The 16,420-nt window shown below is 61.3% G+C and carries 15 protein-coding genes; 8 read left to right on the top strand and 7 right to left on the bottom strand.

The features are described 5' to 3' along the window. Positions 1 to 103: 103 nt before the first annotated feature. The 3 genes from ACQZ6F_RS24540 (at position 104) to ACQZ6F_RS24550 (ending at position 2,925) form a co-directional block, all read left to right on the top strand. Positions 104 to 403 (top strand): DUF1127 domain-containing protein, encoded by a 300-nt coding sequence (locus ACQZ6F_RS24540; RefSeq protein WP_077471378.1) that lies wholly within the window; start codon positions 104 to 106, stop codon positions 401 to 403. A 189-nt stretch (positions 404 to 592) separates the two neighbouring features. Beyond that, on the top strand, positions 593 to 1,171 hold the full coding sequence (locus tag ACQZ6F_RS24545; protein ID WP_449094382.1) for a dienelactone hydrolase family protein: 579 nt from the start codon (positions 593 to 595) through the stop codon (positions 1,169 to 1,171). 149 nt (positions 1,172 to 1,320) lie between these two features. Continuing rightward, complete coding sequence (locus ACQZ6F_RS24550; RefSeq protein WP_449094383.1) at positions 1,321 to 2,925, top strand: ABC-F family ATP-binding cassette domain-containing protein; 1,605 nt, start codon at positions 1,321 to 1,323, stop codon at positions 2,923 to 2,925. 94 nt (positions 2,926 to 3,019) lie between these two features. On the opposite strand, the gene ACQZ6F_RS24555 is transcribed toward ACQZ6F_RS24550, so the two are convergent. From ACQZ6F_RS24555 to ACQZ6F_RS24565, 3 genes are all read right to left on the bottom strand, one after another. Beyond that, the gene (locus ACQZ6F_RS24555; RefSeq protein ID WP_449094384.1) at positions 3,020 to 3,898 is read right to left on the bottom strand and encodes an aldo/keto reductase family oxidoreductase; all 879 of its coding nucleotides are present in this window, start codon (positions 3,896 to 3,898) and stop codon (positions 3,020 to 3,022) included. 148 nt (positions 3,899 to 4,046) lie between these two features. Further along, positions 4,047 to 4,916, bottom strand: coding sequence for a DUF937 domain-containing protein (locus ACQZ6F_RS24560; RefSeq protein WP_449094385.1), 870 nt, complete (start codon positions 4,914 to 4,916; stop codon positions 4,047 to 4,049). Between the two features lie 137 nt (positions 4,917 to 5,053). Further along, the gene (locus ACQZ6F_RS24565) at positions 5,054 to 6,427 is read right to left on the bottom strand and encodes a glutamate--cysteine ligase (RefSeq protein WP_449094386.1); all 1,374 of its coding nucleotides are present in this window, start codon (positions 6,425 to 6,427) and stop codon (positions 5,054 to 5,056) included. 244 nt (positions 6,428 to 6,671) lie between these two features. Here ACQZ6F_RS24565 and ACQZ6F_RS24570 point away from each other — a divergent pair, with 244 nt between their 5' ends. Next, positions 6,672 to 7,286 carry a LysE family translocator gene (locus ACQZ6F_RS24570; RefSeq protein ID WP_449094387.1) on the top strand — a complete coding sequence of 205 codons (615 nt, stop codon included), beginning with the start codon at positions 6,672 to 6,674 and terminating at the stop codon, positions 7,284 to 7,286. 4 nt (positions 7,287 to 7,290) lie between these two features. Here ACQZ6F_RS24570 and ACQZ6F_RS24575 read toward each other — a convergent pair whose 3' ends face one another. The 3 genes from ACQZ6F_RS24575 to ACQZ6F_RS24585 all read right to left on the bottom strand — a co-directional run bounded on the left by ACQZ6F_RS24575 (position 7,291) and on the right by ACQZ6F_RS24585 (position 10,268). Continuing rightward, on the bottom strand, positions 7,291 to 8,028 hold the full coding sequence (locus ACQZ6F_RS24575) for a 16S rRNA (uracil(1498)-N(3))-methyltransferase (protein ID WP_068396904.1): 738 nt from the start codon (positions 8,026 to 8,028) through the stop codon (positions 7,291 to 7,293). A 109-nt stretch (positions 8,029 to 8,137) separates the two neighbouring features. Continuing rightward, positions 8,138 to 9,673, bottom strand: coding sequence for an inorganic phosphate transporter (locus ACQZ6F_RS24580; RefSeq protein WP_077471385.1), 1,536 nt, complete (start codon positions 9,671 to 9,673; stop codon positions 8,138 to 8,140). A 97-nt stretch (positions 9,674 to 9,770) separates the two neighbouring features. Continuing rightward, positions 9,771 to 10,268, bottom strand: coding sequence for an NUDIX hydrolase (locus tag ACQZ6F_RS24585; RefSeq protein ID WP_136686767.1), 498 nt, complete (start codon positions 10,266 to 10,268; stop codon positions 9,771 to 9,773). A 264-nt stretch (positions 10,269 to 10,532) separates the two neighbouring features. On the opposite strand from ACQZ6F_RS24585, the gene ACQZ6F_RS24590 reads away from it, so the two are divergent. After that, positions 10,533 to 11,435 (top strand): LysR family transcriptional regulator, encoded by a 903-nt coding sequence (locus ACQZ6F_RS24590; protein WP_449094388.1) that lies wholly within the window; start codon positions 10,533 to 10,535, stop codon positions 11,433 to 11,435. Positions 11,436 to 11,576: 141 nt separating this feature from the next. Further along, positions 11,577 to 12,740, top strand: a complete 1,164-nt coding sequence (locus ACQZ6F_RS24595; protein ID WP_449094389.1) for an adenosylhomocysteinase — start codon at positions 11,577 to 11,579, stop codon at positions 12,738 to 12,740. 14 nt (positions 12,741 to 12,754) lie between these two features. On the opposite strand, the gene ACQZ6F_RS24600 is transcribed toward ACQZ6F_RS24595, so the two are convergent. Next, positions 12,755 to 13,651: a LysR family transcriptional regulator gene (locus ACQZ6F_RS24600; protein WP_077471388.1), complete on the bottom strand. Its 897-nt coding sequence runs from the start codon at positions 13,649 to 13,651 to the stop codon at positions 12,755 to 12,757. 121 nt (positions 13,652 to 13,772) lie between these two features. On the opposite strand from ACQZ6F_RS24600, the gene ACQZ6F_RS24605 reads away from it, so the two are divergent. Both ACQZ6F_RS24605 and glcE read left to right on the top strand, forming a co-directional pair. Next, on the top strand, positions 13,773 to 15,212 hold the full coding sequence (locus ACQZ6F_RS24605) for an FAD-binding oxidoreductase (RefSeq protein WP_449094390.1): 1,440 nt from the start codon (positions 13,773 to 13,775) through the stop codon (positions 15,210 to 15,212). Then, positions 15,209 to 16,411, top strand: a complete 1,203-nt coding sequence (gene glcE / locus ACQZ6F_RS24610; protein WP_449094391.1) for a glycolate oxidase subunit GlcE — start codon at positions 15,209 to 15,211, stop codon at positions 16,409 to 16,411. Before ACQZ6F_RS24605 ends, glcE begins: the two co-directional genes overlap by 4 nt. Positions 16,412 to 16,420: the final 9 nt, after the last annotated feature.

Genomic DNA, 16,420 nt, shown 5'->3' on the forward strand with positions numbered 1-16,420 from the left:
AATCGAACAGACACTCCAGTCGAACTCCTCCCGGCTTCGCCCCTTCTCCGGAATACCGGAAAGGGGCTTGGCTCACGTGTGCCTCAAGGAAAGGACTACGGAAATGCGCACGACAGATCGGACCCTTGATCTTTGCATTGCAACGCCAGCGCCGTCGCTAACGACACGCATGATGCTTGCCGTCGCAAATGTGGCCTCCATCTGGCGCGCAATCCGAAATCGCCAGGAGATCCACTATCTGAATGAGCTGAACGACAGCCAGCTGCGGGACATCGGCCTGAGCCGCCAGGATGTGAACGCCGCGCTGACCACCTCCACCTTCTTCGAGGATCCGTCCAGCCATCTGACCAATTCCGCGCGTCGCCGCACGCGCCCCTCCGCCTTCAGCAGCTTCCGAGGCTGATGTCGGACAACAGTTTCCCCGCAGGGTGATAGCCAATAAGCCCTGCCTCTTTCCCGGTGTTCGGCCCAAGGGCCAACACCGGGTTTTTTCTTTTTAGGAACGTCGGCCGGCGGGCAGATCACGCGCGGACAAGTTGCCTAAGGCGGCAATTGGCTTATCTTAGCCTGGCGAAAACGTGGGGATTCGACGATGGCAACAGTAATCTTCTTCCACTCCGTCTATGGCTTGCGCGCTCTTGAAAACGAGGCGGTCGAGCGTGTGCAGGCGGCTGGGCATAGGGCTTTCGCACCGGATCTCTACGAAGGGTTGATTGCCCGATCAATCGAAGAAGGCTTCGAATTCAAGGATGAGGTCGGCTGGCAGACGATTTGCGAGCGGGCGGAATGGGCGCTCGCCGGCCTGCCTGCTTCCACCGTTCTGGCCGGCTTTTCGATGGGCGCCGGCGTCGTCGCGAGCCTTTGGCCGAAGCGACAGAAGACGGCCGGCATTCTTTTCCTGCATGGCATCGCCACCATTGCCGACAATGCCCGCAAGGGCTTGCCGCTGCAGCTTCATCTGGCCGATCCGGACCCGTTCGAGCCGGCGGAAGAAGTCGCCACCTGGCGGCAGGCGGTTGATCGATCCGGGATATCGGCTGATATCTTTACCTATCCGGGTGGCGGCCATCTCTACACCGATGCCAGCCTGCCCGACTATGATGCCAAGGCGGCCGATCTTACCTGGAAGCGTGTCATAAGCTTCCTTGATATGATCGATGCCAACGCCTGAAATATCAGCACTGCAACTTGCAGGACTTGAACTGAAGCCGCTCGTCGCCTAGTTTATCGCTATTCGCAATGCCAACAGGATGTGTGCCGCAATGAAAATGAACCCGACTGCAATGCCGCTTAGCCTTGCCATCGGGGAAGTTCTTGCTCATGCCCATATCCATCACCCTCTCCAATCTTTCGTGGTCCACGCCTGACGGCCGGCCGCTTCTCTCCAAACTTGATCTGAGCTTCGGTGCCGAGCGCACCGGCCTTGTCGGACGCAATGGCGTCGGCAAGACGACGCTGATCAAGCTTGTCTCGGGCGAACTGCAGCCGCAGTCCGGAACCGTATCCTTCAACGGCAGACTGGGCATCCTACGCCAGAGCGTTCAGGTGGAGGCCGGAGAAACCGTCGCCGATCTCTTCGGGGCCAGCGAAGCGCTGGCCGTGCTGAAGCGTGCAGAGGCCGGCGAGGCAACAAATGAAGAACTCGCTTCGGCGGACTGGACGCTGGAGGTGCGCATAGCCTCGGCACTTTCTCGCGTCGGACTCGGCGTATCGCCAGAGACACGCCTTGTCACCCTGTCTGGCGGTCAGCGCACACGGTGTGGCCTTGCGGCTCTCATTGTCGATGATCCCGACTTCCTCATTCTGGACGAGCCGACCAACAATCTCGACCGCGATGGCCGTCTTGCGGTGATCGATCTGCTTGCTGGCTGGAAGGCAGGCGCGATCGTCATAAGCCATGACAGGGAGCTGCTGGATACCATGGACGCCATCGTTGAGCTGACCTCGCTCGGCGCGACACGCTACGGCGGCAACTGGACGCAATATCGCGAACGCAAGGCGTTGGAGCTGGCGGCGGCGGAACACGATTTCACCGAGGCCGAAAAGCGCGTCGCCGAGGCTGCGAGAAGCGCGCAGGCGACGGTCGAGCGGCAGGCGCGGCGGGACAAGGGGGGCCGGAAGATGGCGGCCAAGGGCGGCACACCGCGTATCATGCTGGGCGCGATGAAAGAACGAAGCGAGACGACGAGCGCCGAGAATACCCGCCTTGCCGAGCGCCGGCGCGCCCAGGCCTTGCAGGAGGCTGCGGCTGCCCGCGAAAAGATCGAGATCCTGCAGCCCCTGACGGTCAAGCTTCCGACATCGGGACTGCCGGCTAATCGTATCGTCCTGAAGATGGAAAAGGTCACCGCCGGCTATCAGCGCGAGCGGCCGGTCATCGGCGATTTTGATTTCGTCATCATGGGGCCTGAGCGGGTCGCAATCACCGGACCGAACGGCTCGGGCAAGACGACGCTGCTGGCCCTGATCTCAGGCGCACTGCAGCCCTGGAGCGGAAAGGTGAAGGTCGTCTCCTCAGCCATTCTGGATCAGCGCGTCAGCCTGCTCGATCCGTCGCTTTCGATCCGCGACAACTTCCGGACCATCAATCCGGATGCGGACGAAACGGCCTGCCGTGCGGCGCTTGCGCGTTTCATGTTCAGGGCCGATGCCGCATTGCAGATCGTTTCCAGTCTGAGCGGCGGACAGCTGCTGCGCGCCGGCCTTGCCTGCGTGCTTGGCGGAACGACCCCGCCCGAATTGCTGATCCTCGATGAGCCGACCAATCATTTGGATATCGATTCGATTGCGGCCGTCGAGGCGGGGTTGTGCGCCTATGATGGCGCGCTGCTGGTCGTCAGCCATGACGAGGTCTTCCTGGAAGGTATCGGCATATCGCGACGGCTGGAGATGTCTTCGCTAACGGTCGAAAGACCCACGGCATGAGGAAAGACCACGGCAAGCGGCCAAGCTCCTGATAACGAAGCATCCCGGCTCTGTCATGAGCCGGGATGCTTCGTCACAATCGGATTGGGGCGCCTCAGGCGGCGCCCGCGCTTGCGATCCGGTCCAGCTCCGCGATCTCGTCTTTCGACAGTACGAGGCCGGCGACGGCAAGGTTTTGCTGAAGGTGTGTCACAGACGATGTGCCGGGGATCAGCAGAATGTTCGGCGCGCGATGCAGCAGCCAGGCAAGTGCCACCTGCATCGGCGTTGCGTTCAGACGCGCGGCGACATCGGAGAGCGTCGAGGATTGCAGCGGCGAAAATCCGCCGAGCGGAAAGAACGGCACATAGGCGATACCATCGCGGGCAAGCTCGTCGATCAGCCCATCGTCGGCCCGGTGCGCGAGATTATAAAGGTTCTGCACGCAGACGATCTCGGCAATGCGGCGACCTTCGGCGATCTGGCTGGACGTGACGTTGCTGAGCCCGATGTGACGCACCAGGCCCTGCCGCTGAAGATCCGCCAGGATTGTCAGGGGTTCTTCGATCGAGCCTTCGGCGGGACCATGGGTACCGAACATGATGCGGAGATTGACGACATCGAGCACGTCCAGTCCCAGATTGCTGAGATTGTCGTGGACTGCCTGCGTCAGCTCCTCACGGGAGAAGGCCGGTAGCCAGGAGGCATCCGCACCGCGCCGCGCACCGATCTTGGTGACGATGACGAGATCGTCGCGATAGGGATGAAGCGCTTCGCGGATCAGCTGGTTGGTGACGTGCGGGCCGTAGAAATCGCTGGTGTCGATATGGTCGACACCGGCCTCGATCGCTGCGCGCAGCACCGCGAGCGCCGCACCATGGTCCTTGGGCGGACCGAACACGCCGGGGCCTGCAAGCTGCATGGCACCATAGCCGAGCCGTTTGACGCTAAGGTCGCCGAGGGTAAAGCTGCCAGATTGGTTGAGGTTGGACATGGTTCTCTCCATTCAAGATGGAGCAGAGATATGCGCAGTCTTGCTGTCTGATAACGGGGTACAATCCGCACGGGCTGTGCGGATTGGCGAACAATAGATGTCGAGTGTATTCGAAACTCAGTCGTATCTTGAGGAGCTTTCCCAGACTTCAGCCCTGTTTAGGCGCAGGCTTGTCGTCTGCCTGCGCGTAGCTGTCGAAGATCGCTTCCATGTTCTTCTGATAGTTCTTCTGCACTTCCAGGCCGCTGTCGAACATGGCGTTGAGCATGTCGGTATAGGCGGCCATGTCGACGCCGGCGGCAGGCTTTGCCTTGGGCTCTTCCTTCGGCGGTTCGGCCGGCATCGGGAAGTTCCGCATCATGTCCTGAAATGCCTTGGCAAAGGGATTGTCGAGGAAGGGATTGGTCGGCGTTGCCTTACCGTGCTTGACCGGATCGGCGCCGAACATCAGTTCCATCGCCTGGGTAAAGGGGTTGTCGAAGATGCTCGCCTGCGGCGTCGGCTGCTGCTTCGGTGCGAAACCGATCGTCTGCAGCCAGCCTTGCATCATCTCGCCCATGGCCGTGTTCAGGAACGGATTGGCCATCGGCGGCATCTGGCCACTGGTCTCCTTGAACAAACCGCCCATCAACGTGTCGGCCATGGCGGGCAGCATGCGCTTGTAGATTTCCTGGCCGATGCCGGTCATCTGCGCGGCCTGTGCCGCAACAGCACGCGAGACCTCCTTGGAGCCGAACAGCCGCGCCAGCACATTATTGCCGTCAGCGATGCCTTGCGGCGTGAAGGCCTTGTTCATGTCCTCGAAATATTTGGCGTAGCTGCCTGACGTGATGTCCTGCATTACGCCCATGAAGTTATAGGGGTCGGTCGCGCTGCGCTTGAACCCCGAGGAAAAGGCTGGCATCAGAGCAGCCATCGCCTTGGTCGCCTGTTCCTGCGCGAGGTTGAACTGCTTGGCCATGGCCTCGGTGGCGGCGCCGTTCTGTGCCTGCATCATCATGTCGAAGAGTGGCAGCATCGAAGTCCCTTTCCCCACAATGAGGCCGCTTCGGAATCAGGCGGCGCTTGATTCCGATAGTATAGCGGGAAAAAAGAGAGCGCATACCGGTTTCTGCCGTCATGCCGTCGAGGCAATGAGGGCAGGTAACGCCGCTATCAGTACTGATATTCCTCGAAGATCGGCTCGATCGACTGGTTCCAGCGGCCGTTGTAGAGCATCAGCAGATCGTCGGCGAGCGTGCCCTTCTTGGCAAGCACTTCGTCGAGCGGCGCGAGGAAGACGGTTTCGTCCTGTCCGTCGCCGTTCAGGCGATTGCGGTTCTTCAGCCCGAGGCGGGAAATGCCGACCGCTTCGCGCGCCACATCAAGCAGGCTGTGCCCCTTGATCGTGGCCTTCAGACCCTGTGCCGGCACGACGGCACGCAGTGCGTCGACCTCTTGGAAGTTCCAGTCCCGGGTCAGTTCGTCGGCGGCCGTCAGTGCCGCATCATCATAGAGCAGGCCGACCCAGAAAGCCGGCAAGGCGCAAATGCGCCGCCACGGACCGCCGTCGGCGCCGCGCATTTCCAGAAAGCGCTTGAGACGCACATCGGGGAAGAGGGTCGAGAGATGGTTCGTCCAGTCACCCATCGTCGGTTCCCAATCGGCGATCTCGCCCTTCAGCGCGCCATCCATGAACTGACGGAAGGTGACATGCGTACAGTCGTGGTAGCGACCGTCGCGAACGACGAAATACATGGGAACGTCGAGCGCCCACTTCACATAGTCTTCAAAGCCGAAGTCGTCGCGGAAGGTGAAGTCGAGCAGGCCGCCGCGGCGGTTGTCTGTGTCCTTCCAGATCTCGCCGCGCCAGGAAGAGAGCCCGTTCGGCTTGCTTTCGGTGAAAGGAGAGGAGGCAAAGAGCGCAGTCGCCAGCGACTGCAGCTTCATCGATACGCGCATCTTGCGGCGCATGTCGTCTTCCGACGAAAAGTCGAGGTTAACCTGGATCGTGCAGGTGCGGTACATCATGTCGAGACCCTGGGTGCCGACCTTCGGCATGTAGCGGGTCATGATCTCGTAACGCGACTTCGGCATGCGCGGCGTCTCGGCCAGCGTCCATTTCGGGCTGCCGCCAACGCCCAGAAAGCCAATGCCCATCGGCTCGGCGATGCCGCGCAGCGTTGCGAGGTGGTTGTTGGATTCCTTGCAGGTCTCGTGGATGGTTTCGAGCGGCGCGCCCGACAGTTCGAACTGACCGCCCGGCTCGATCGAGATCGCGCCCATCCCGGTGGGTTCGGCGAGCCCGATGATGTTACCGCGGTCCAGGATCGGATCCCAGCCGCTCTTTGCCTGCAGGCCCTTCAGAAGTGCGGAAATGCTCGCATCGCCTTCGTAAGGCACGGGGCTGTTGTCAGCGCGGAAGAACACGAATTTCTCATGTTCCGTGCCGATGCGGAACTGGTCTTTCGGCCTGCTGCCGGCGGCCAGATAGGCCGTCATTTCCGAGACCGAGGAGAGCGGAGTCTGGTCGGTGGTGTCGCGCGCCATGGTAGTACCTTAGATCTCGGAAAGAGAACCCGCGCCAGCCGCAGGCCAATAGGAAGGGTGATTGACGCGGAATGAGGTACGGTGCAAGTGAATTTCTTTCAAGGGTCGTTCAAAAAAATAGGATTTTGTGTCCGGAAGGCCACTGCATTAGCGTCATTATGCGGCTTATTTGCACAAGCGTTCAAGACGCACAGATCCTGCTCCGGATAATCTCGCTTCGACTGACAATTGGCGGAGCATGTCGATGTTCGGAGAGAACGGTCTCTATTATCCTATCCTGACATTATTGTTGGCATCCCTGGTGATCATGGGAAGCCCAGGGCCGTCGACGATCAGCGCGACGGCGATGGGCGTGGCCTATGGCTTCCGGCGATCGCTCGGCTATGTCTCCGGCCTCATCGTCGGCACCGTCGCGGTATTGTTGGCGGTGGCGGTAGGCGTCGTGGCGGTGTTGCTGTCCGTTCCGCACGGCGCCTTGGTGCTGACGGTGGTTTCTACCGTCTATATCCTCTATCTGGCTTTCAAGATCGCCACGGCGCCGCCACTCTCGCGCAGCGACGATACGGCCGCAGCGCCGGCTTTTTCCGGCGGCTTCCTACTGGCCGTCGCCAATCCCAAGGCCTATCTGGCAATCGCCGCGGTCTTTGCCGGCGTCAGCCTGTTCCAGGATCGGCTGCTGCTGGATGCCACCGTCAAGATCGCGCTGCTGACGGCGATGATCATCTTCATTCATATGATCTGGCTTCTGGTCGGCGCTTCCCTCTCACGCTTCCTGCAGCATCCGACGGTTTCCAGGATCGTCAACATCTCGCTGGCGATCCTGCTGATCGTTGCAACCATAGTGGCCGTATTGGAGTAAGGCTTTAGTTCCAGTCGCCAATCGCGGCCTGGATCACCGCCATGGCCGCAACTGCCGCCGTATCGGCGCGCAGGATACGCGGCCCAAGAGGAATGGCGGTGACGAAATCGAGGCTGCGTAGCAGCGCACGCTCCTCGTCCGAGAAGCCACCTTCGGGACCGACCAGCAATGCCAGATGCTTCTCCTCGACCTTTGCCAGCAGCGGCAGCGGGTTCTGGCCGGCATCGCCTTCGTCGCAATAGATGATACGCCGCTCGCGCGGCCATTGGGACAGAAGATCGGCAAGCTTCACCGGCTCGGCCACATCGGGAATGCCGAGGATGCCGCATTGTTCGGCCGCCTCGATGACATTGGCTTTGACCTTGTCCAGATTGGTGATCTTGCCCTGCACATGCTGGGTCATGACCGGCTGCAGCAGACCGGCACCCATTTCCACGGCCTTCTGCACGAGATAGTCGAGCCGCCCGACCTTCAATGGTGCGAAGAGGTAGTGCAGATCGGAAGGGGCAGGCTGCGGTCGTGTTTCCTCGACCGGCGTCAACAGAATGCGCTTGCGCGAAGGAAAGGAGAGGCTGACTTTCCATTCGCCATCGCGGCCGTTGAACACCAACAGTTCCGCCCCGTCCTCCATGCGCAGCACGTTGGCGAGATAGTTGAACTGATCCTGGTCGGCCTCGATGGAAAGACCGGCCTTGATGTCTGAAGTGACGAACAACCGTTGCATGCGGAAATTGGCGCGCATGGATAACCCCCTAAAGCAATTTCAGGAAAAGTGCGCAGCGGTTTTCCTGGAATTGCATAGAAACAAAGAGATAAAGCGGTTCAGAGATTCGGTGGAAAGCTGAACCGCTCTAAATGAAGAGCGCGACCATAACCCAATACACGGCGGCGGCAAGCAGGGCCGCGACCGGAACGGTGATCGCCCAGGCGGCGATGATGGTCATGAAATGCGAGCGGCGAACGAGGCGCCGGCGATGGATCTCATCGGGATTGCGCTCGTCGTTATTGTCGGCTTCGTGCCAGGGAATGCCGGCAGCTTCGGCCTTGCTGCGCATATAGGCAAGCCGACGGCGGGAATGGCTGGTGTACCATTCGCGGAAGAAGCCGACTCCGAAAACTGCCCCGACGGCAATGTGGGTCGAACTGACAGGAAACCCGAACCAGGCAGCAACGATGACGGTGAGGGCTGCCGAGACCGCCACGCAATAGGCCCGCATCGGATTGAGCTTGGTGATCTGCTCGCCGACGAGCCGAATGAGCCGTGGGCCATAGAGCAGTATGCCGACGGAAATGCCGCATCCACCGATCATGACGACCCAATAGGGCGCCTTATGCGTGGTGGTTTCGGCAATGACGTTGAGAGAGCCGCCGATGCCGATGTCGCGGACGATCGCAGCAAGCGGACCGATGGCATTGGCAACGTCGTTGGCCCCGTGCGCAAAGGACATCAGCGCCGCCGAACAGATCAGCGGCAGGCGAAAAAGCTGGCGCAGCGAGCTGTTCTTGTTCTCCAGCCCGGCAGACTGCGCCGCCACCAATGGACGCGCGCCGAGCCAGGCGATGATGCCGACAGCGATGCCGATGGCAAGGTTCAAAAGGGGCGGGATCGCATCCTTGGGTTCGAGCTGTACGACGAGATAGGCCGAGAAAGCGCCGGCCATCAGCCCGATCAGGATGGGAATCCAGTATCGGGCGGCTGCAATCTTGTCGTCGCGATAGACGATGAAGGTTTTGATGAAGAACAGCATGCCGGCCGCGATGGTGCCGCCGAGGAAGGGTGTGATGACCCAGCCGGCGGAGATTGCCGCCAGCACATTCCAGTTAATGAGGTCCGGGCCGACCGCCGCAGCCCCTGCGCCCACGACTGCGCCGACGATCGTATGGGTGGTCGAAACAGGTGCTTTCAGCCAGGTAGCAAAGTTTATCCAGAGCGCGGCGGCCAGAAGTGCGGCCATCATCAGCCACGCCAGCTTGCCGATGCTGACGATGCGATCGGTATCGATGATGTGCGTCGAGATGGTGTTTATGACGGGGCCGCCCGCAACCGTCGCGCCGAGGATCTCGAAAATGGCCGCCATGACAAGGGCCTGCGTCATGGTGATCGCACGTGCGCCCACAGCGGCGCCGACATTGTTCGCCACGTCCTTGGCGCCGATGTTCATAGCCATGTAGCCGGCAAGCGCAACGGCGGCGAGGATCAGGGTCGCGCGCGGCTGGTCAAGCACATAGATGCCGGCAAAGACCAGGGCGAGGCCGAGGAAGATCAGGCCTATGCCCGGCGCCACCAGGCGCTTCGTGACGTGATAGGTCGCGTCCTCGACATAGGTGACTTTGTCGAGGTCCTTGTCGAGCGTCCGTTTTACAGGTGTGGCCGGTCGGTCGGGCATGCAATTCTCTGAAACAAAAACTCTCGTATTGCGCCGCCCGATAGGCTGCGCAATATCCACTATCCATCCTGACACAATTTCTTGTGAGTAATATGGCTTACTTCGCCTGTGCGATGGCGCCGGTTTGCGTCATACGCTGTGCGAAGGCAAGGATGAGATCCCGCAGTTCCGGCTCGCGAACACGCTTGACCGCTTCGTCGCAGGAGACCCACTCGATGGAGCGCTCGCCCTTTTCCTTGAAGTTCTTGGCAAGCTCGCTAACTTCGAGCGCATAGACCTGTACGCGGCACGGCACTTGAATACCGTCCTTGAGCACCTTGTCATAGCCAAAGCTGCCCAGAGCCTCGGTCTCCACCGTTCCGCGCACGCCGGCCTCTTCATAGGCCTCGCGCGCCGCCACTTCATGGGAGAGCTTGCCCGGCATCGGCCATCCCTTCGGAATGACCCATCGGCCGGTGTCGCGGCTGGTCAGCAGCAGCACCTCGAGATCTCCCGTTTTCTTCTTCACCCGATAACAGAGCGCGGCATACTGCTGTCGCGGCGGACGCCGAAACATGAGTTGCACATCATTTGCTATACGGCTGAGTATGGCCAATTGTCGGTTCACCTTTGAGGTTTGGAGTGCAGTGTCGATTCAATCATAACATTGTGTGGAAAAAAATTGCGTTCCATATGCGGCTATATGGTATTTCCCCACAAATTTATTGAGTGGTGAGTAGATAAAAATGCGAAGGTTTGTCCCCTGATATTCGCCAGTGATTGTGCTGAAAGCGACAGTCAACAGCATTTTGATGCCGCAGATGGCGCAGTTGCTTCGAATCGCCTGCTATTGCCTTGGAAAGAAAGATAAAACCTTGCCATGTCCGACCGCGCTCCGCCTAGACGCCTGCCGCCACTGAACGCATTGCGCGCCTTTGATGCTGTCGCGCGTCGCGGCAGCATTCTGCAGGCGGCCGATGAACTTGGTGTCGTGCGCGGTGCCGTGAGGCAGCAATTGAACTTGCTCGAAGCCCATTTCGGCGTGACCCTGTTTGATCGGGAAGGCGGCCGGCTGGTGTTGACGGCGAAGGCCATGGCGTTCGCCGATTCCATCGGTGTCGCCTTCGGCATTCTCGCCCGAGCTTCGGCCGAGCTGTCGGAGGGAAGTCGGCGGACCATCCGGCTCGGCGTCCCCTCGGCTTTCGCCGTCTGGTGGCTGATGCCGCGCGCCGCCGATCTCCAGGCAGCCCTTGGTGACGTGGACATAGACATCGTACCGATGGCTACAGTCGAGCCTCTGGCCAGGCGCTCCGATCTGGAAGCGGTGATCATGGGCGGCGAATACAGGCCGACCCGCGATATCACGGCTATTCGCTTTATGGAGGATGAGTTCGGCCCCGTCGCTATGCCGGATGTCGCTGATCGTCTCGGCCTTGAGGCCGGCGTCGCGGCTCTGGCTGGCGCAACCGCCCTGGGTAGCCGTTCCGCACCAAGCCTCTGGAATGACTGGTTCGCGGAAAGCGGTCATGCACCCGTCCGGTTTGCGGGCAGCCGCGAGTTCGAGGATTTGCTGCTGGCAATCGGCGCCGCACGTTCCGGCCTTGGGGTTGCCATTGCACCCCGTACGGCCGTTGGTGATGATCTCGAACGCCGTACGCTGCTAGCGCCCTTTGGCTTCATTCGGCGGCCAGCCGGCTACAGCCTCAGCATCCGCAGCAGCGACACGAAGGATCCGGCGCTTGTCCGGCTGGCCGATTGGTTGAGTAAGGCGGGAGCCGAGTGATTTCGGCGAACTCTCCGGCTTGATCGCGACGAGAGGTGCATATGGCAGATTTTCTGCCATGAGGCGCATTGCAATGTCCATCGACAGCCCGTCGCCCGTCATGCCAGATCGCCGCATCGAACCAGCCGCCAGGAGCGCATCATGGACCAGCCTTCTTCTCTGTCCCGCATCGATTGGGTTGCCGGAAGCTGCCGGTTGCTGGCCGCGACGGCCAAGGAGTTTCGCGACACGAAGCCCTTTGCTGGCCTGACCATCGGCACTGGCATTCATCTGGAACCGAAGACGGTGGCGCTGCTGATGACGCTGCGTGCCGGCGGTGCAGGTCTGGTGTGCACCGGCAATCTCAACAGCACCCAGCCGGAAACGGTCGATTATCTCCGCGCCCAGGGCGTGACTGTCTTTGCCACGCAGACACGCGACGCTGGCGAGCATGGTGCGAGCCTTGATGCGATCCTTGCCGAAAAGCCGGATCTGCTGCTCGACAATGGTGGCGATCTCTTCGTCCGCGCCGCCGAAAAGCCCTATGCCAATCTTCTTGGCGGCACGGAGGAAACGACGTCAGGCCGCACCCGGCTGTTGCCGATGCGCGACAAGCTCGCCATGCCGATCCTTGTCATCAACGACAGTCCGATCAAGCAATTCGCCGAGAACCGGCATGCTGTCGGACAGAGCCTGTTTGAGAGCTATCTACGCTTCACCAACCGCTCCACCAACGGCAAGCGCGTCACCGTCTTCGGCTATGGCGCTTGCGGCAAGGGCACGGCAGCATGCTTCCGCAATGCCTTTTCCGCCGTCAGCGTCGTCGACATCGATCCCGTGACGACGCTGGAGGCGCATCTCGACGGTTTCTCCACTCCATTGCGCGAAGCGGCGATCCGCTCGGCCGATATCCTGATCACGGTCACCGGCTATCCCGATATCATCACCACGGCCGATCTGCCGTTGATCAAGGACGGCGCGATCCTGCTCAATGGCGGCCATTTCCCGCTTGAGATCGATGTAGACGCGTTCCGCAATAGCCCTGATGTCGCTGGCATCGATCGTTACGCCGCCGAGCACATCGAGACCATCCGCATGCGCGACGGCCGTGTCTTCCACATCCTCGGCAGCGGCCACATGGCCAATCTTGCCGGTCCGCGCCCGCTCGGCAACAGCGTCGAATCCATGGATCTCGGCTTTACCTTGCAGGCGCGCTGCCTGGAGCGTGTCGCCAAGGGCGGCCTTGGCAAGGAAGCCTGCGTCATTCCCGTTCCCAAGGATATCGATGCCATGGTCGCCTCGGCCTATCTGGACCTGGCGCGATAGCAATCAGGCGGCTTCTATCGCTCCCAATAGGGCACGGGACCATAAAGTTCGGTCAGGAAGTCGATAAACACACGGACCTTCGCCGGCAGGAACTGCCGGCTCGGATAGACGGCTGAAAGGGTGACATTGTGCGATCCCTCATAGGCCGGCAGCACCTGAACGAGGCGACCGTCGCGCAGCTCGGGGCCGACGTCCCATGTGGAGCGCAGCGCGATGCCGAGGCCGGCGATCACGGCTTCGCGGATCACTTCGCTGGAATTTGTGATCAGCTTGCCTTCCGGCCGGAAGGTCAGGCTTCCGTTCGGGCCATCCAATCGCCAGGGATCGTGGTTATGTGCCGGCAGGCAGGTATGGCGGCGCAGATCGTCGATATCCTTGGGCATGCCATTGATATCGATATAGGCGGGCGAAGCGCAAAGCACCCGGCGCACCGGCGCAAGGCGTCGCGCCACCAGGCTGGAATCGGTGAGTTCGGCAATGCGAATGGCAAGATCAAAGCCGCCGCCGACGATATCGACGAACTCGTCGCTCAGCACCAGATTGATCGCCAGCTCCGGATGAGCCTGCATGAAGGATATCAGGTGCGGGGCGATGTGCAGCCGGCCGAAGGAGGTGGGGGCGGAGATCTTCAATGTGCCCTGCATCTGCGCCGAGCGGCCGGCAATATAGGCTTCCGCCTCTTCCAGCCCGGCAAGAATGGCAAGCACCCGGTCATAGAAGCCCTGGCCGGCTTCCGTCAGCGAAATCTGCCGTGTCGTGCGCTGCAGCAGCCGCGTTCCGAGCCTGTCTTCCAGCCGCTTGATGCGCTTCGAAATGACAGCCGGCGAAAAGCCGAGCGCCCGGCCCGCAAGCGACATACTGCCCGTAACGACGACGCTGGCGAAGATCTCAAGATCCCCTAAATTGGTCATGCGTGATTATTTCCCGTTTTGGAATAAATGCTTATCATTTGCGCCAATTTTGGGAAAGCGCTAAGCCTGTTATGCGTTAAAAGGAGGCTGCGCCTAAGGGCGGATGCAGGAGGAGGACGGCATGTCCGAGGCTATTTCATTTCTGGAGCCGCGAGCCGACGTTCTCGCCCGCCGCAGCGCCATCGTTGCCGATCTCGCTGATCTTCTCGCGCCCGAATGTCTCGTTCATGAGGCACGAGAGCTCGTGCCGTTCGAAACGGATGCCTTCGTCTCCTATCGCCGCTTGCCGCTGGCCGTTGCGCTGCCGCGTTCGACAGCCGAGGTAGCGGCCGTCATGAAATATTGCCATCGCTATGGCATTCCCGTCGTGCCGCGCGGCGCGGGCACCTCGCTCTCCGGCGGCGCCATTCCGCAGGAGGATGCCGTCGTCCTCGGCCTTTCCAAGATGAACCGGATCCTCGACATCGATTTTGCCAATCGCACGGCGACAGTCCAGGCCGGCGTCACCAACCTGCATGTTTCCGAGAGCGTTTCGGCCGACGGCTTCTTTTACGCGCCCGATCCCAGCTCACAGCTCGCCTGCACCATTGGCGGCAATATCGGCATGAATTCTGGCGGCGCCCACTGTCTGAAATATGGCGTCACGACCAACAATCTGCTCGGCGTCAAACTGGTGCTGACCGACGGCACCGTCATCGATCTCGGCGGCAAGGCCCTGGATGCGGCGGGTTATGATCTGCTCGGCCTCGTTTGCGGCTCCGAAGGCCAGCTCGGTATCGTCACCGAGGCGACGGTGCGGTTGATCGCCAAGCCGGAAGGTGCGCGACCGGTGCTGTTCGGCTTCGACACGTCGGAAGAGGCGGGCGCCTGTGTGGCCGATGTCATCGCGGCCGGCATCATCCCGGTCGCCATCGAATTCATGGACAAGCAGGCGATCGAGATCTGCGAGGCCTTTGCCCATGCCGGATATCCGCTTGATGTCGGGGCGCTACTGATCGTCGAAGTCGAGGGCTCGGAAGCCGAAATGGACGATATGCTGAAAAGCATCGTCGACATTGCCCGCAGCCATAACGTCAAGACCGTGCGCGAATGCCAGTCGGCAACGGAGGCGGCGCTGATCTGGAAAGGCCGCAAATCCGCCTTCGGCGCCACCGGCCGCATTGCCGATTATATCTGCATGGACGGCACAGTGCCGCTCAGCCAGCTCTCCTATGTCCTGCAAAAGACCACCGAGATCGTCGATCGCTACGGCCTGCGTGTCGCCAATGTCTTCCATGCCGGCGATGGCAACATGCATCCGCTGATCCTGTTCGACGCCAATGATCCCGAGGAAGCGGCCAAGGCGGAAGCGGCCGGCAACGACATTCTGCGGCTCTGCGTCGATGCTGGCGGCTGCCTCACCGGCGAGCACGGCGTCGGCATCGAGAAGCGCGACCTGATGCGGCATCAATATGCTGAGGTCGATCTCGCCCAGATGATGTCGGTCCGCGCGGCTTTCGACCCAGGCTGGATCCTCAACCCTTCCAAGGTCTTCCCGCTGGACGGACGCAACGCGGCATGAGCGAATTCGATCCGAAAACTGAGGAGGAAGCAGCCTCCATCATCAGCGACCACGCGGCGCGCGGCGCAGCCCTGGCGATTGTCGGCGGCAATACGCGTTCGGGCTTCGGCAATGCAGTTGCGGCCGAAGCGACATTGTCTTCGCGCGATCTCACCGGGATCGTCGCCTACAATCCGGGTGAGATGGTGATGACCGCGCGGGCGGGTACCCCCGTTGCCGAGGTTGAGGCCGCCCTGGCCGAGAACGGCCAGATGATGGCCTTCGAGCCGATGGATCATCGGCCGCTGATGGCGACCGAAGGCGAGCCAACGATCGGCGGCGTTTTCGCGGCCAATATCTCCGGCCCGCGCCGTTTCGTCAGCGGTGCCGCGCGCGACAGCCTGCTTGGCATCCGCTTCGTCAATGGCAAAGGTGAGATCGTCAAGGCCGGCGGCCGGGTGATGAAGAACGTCACCGGCCTTGATCTCGTCAAGCTGATGGCCGGCTCGCACGGCACGCTTGGCCTCTTGACCGAGGTGACCTTCCGCGTGCCGCCGCGACCGAAGACGGAGGAGACCATCGTCGTTTCCGGCCTCAACGATGCTGAGGCGGCAGAAGCCATGGCGGCCGTCATGGCCATGCCGCTCGATGTCTCAGGCGCCGCACACCTGCCGTTGACCGTCAGCTGGAATTTTATCGACGGCAAATTGCCGAGGGCCGAAGCGACCGCTCTGCGCATCGAAGGCTTGCCGGGATCGGTTTCGGTCAGGGCCGAGAAGCTGGCCGCTGCCCTGCTGCACCATCTGGGCCCGGTCACACGGCTCGCCGAGGCGGAAAGCCGCAGGCTTTGGCAGGAGATCCGCGACGTCAAGCCCTATGCTGACAGTACGACGCGGCCCGTCTGGCGCGTCTCGGTCGCGCCCGGCACCGGCCACAAGCTCGTCGCCGCCCTTCGCCTCGAAGCGGGTGTCGATGCCTATTATGATTGGCAGGGTGGTCTTGTCTGGATGCGGATGGAAGCCGAGCCGGAAGGTGATGTGCTGCGCCGCTACATTCACGCACTCGGTGGCGGCCATGCGACGTTGATGCGTGCAATGCCGGCCCATCGCGCGATGACACCGGCCTTTCAGCCGCAGCCGGAAGCCGTAGCGCTGCTTTCGGCACGCGTGAAGGAAAAATTCGATCCGGTCGGAATTCTCAATCCGGGGAAGATGGCGTGATGGGGGAGC

The sequence above is a fragment of the Rhizobium sp. A22-96 genome, from assembly GCF_053521805.1.

Bases quoted from the DNA above. Each gene is read 5' to 3' on its own strand.
- ACQZ6F_RS24540 (WP_077471378.1), top strand. From the start codon at position 104: ATGCGCACGACAGATCGGACCCTTGATCTTTGCATTGCAACGCCAGCG.
- ACQZ6F_RS24545 (WP_449094382.1), top strand. From the start codon at position 593: ATGGCAACAGTAATCTTCTTCCACTCCGTCTATGGCTTGCGCGCTCTT.
- ACQZ6F_RS24550 (WP_449094383.1), top strand. From the start codon at position 1,321: ATGCCCATATCCATCACCCTCTCCAATCTTTCGTGGTCCACGCCTGAC.
- ACQZ6F_RS24555 (WP_449094384.1), bottom strand. From the start codon at position 3,898: ATGTCCAACCTCAACCAATCTGGCAGCTTTACCCTCGGCGACCTTAGC.
- ACQZ6F_RS24560 (WP_449094385.1), bottom strand. From the start codon at position 4,916: ATGCTGCCACTCTTCGACATGATGATGCAGGCACAGAACGGCGCCGCC.
- ACQZ6F_RS24565 (WP_449094386.1), bottom strand. From the start codon at position 6,427: ATGGCGCGCGACACCACCGACCAGACTCCGCTCTCCTCGGTCTCGGAA.
- ACQZ6F_RS24570 (WP_449094387.1), top strand. From the start codon at position 6,672: ATGTTCGGAGAGAACGGTCTCTATTATCCTATCCTGACATTATTGTTG.
- ACQZ6F_RS24575 (WP_068396904.1), bottom strand. From the start codon at position 8,028: ATGCGCGCCAATTTCCGCATGCAACGGTTGTTCGTCACTTCAGACATC.
- ACQZ6F_RS24580 (WP_077471385.1), bottom strand. From the start codon at position 9,673: ATGCCCGACCGACCGGCCACACCTGTAAAACGGACGCTCGACAAGGAC.
- ACQZ6F_RS24590 (WP_449094388.1), top strand. From the start codon at position 10,533: ATGTCCGACCGCGCTCCGCCTAGACGCCTGCCGCCACTGAACGCATTG.
- ACQZ6F_RS24595 (WP_449094389.1), top strand. From the start codon at position 11,577: ATGGACCAGCCTTCTTCTCTGTCCCGCATCGATTGGGTTGCCGGAAGC.
- ACQZ6F_RS24600 (WP_077471388.1), bottom strand. From the start codon at position 13,651: ATGACCAATTTAGGGGATCTTGAGATCTTCGCCAGCGTCGTCGTTACG.
- ACQZ6F_RS24605 (WP_449094390.1), top strand. From the start codon at position 13,773: ATGTCCGAGGCTATTTCATTTCTGGAGCCGCGAGCCGACGTTCTCGCC.
- glcE (WP_449094391.1), top strand. From the start codon at position 15,209: ATGAGCGAATTCGATCCGAAAACTGAGGAGGAAGCAGCCTCCATCATC.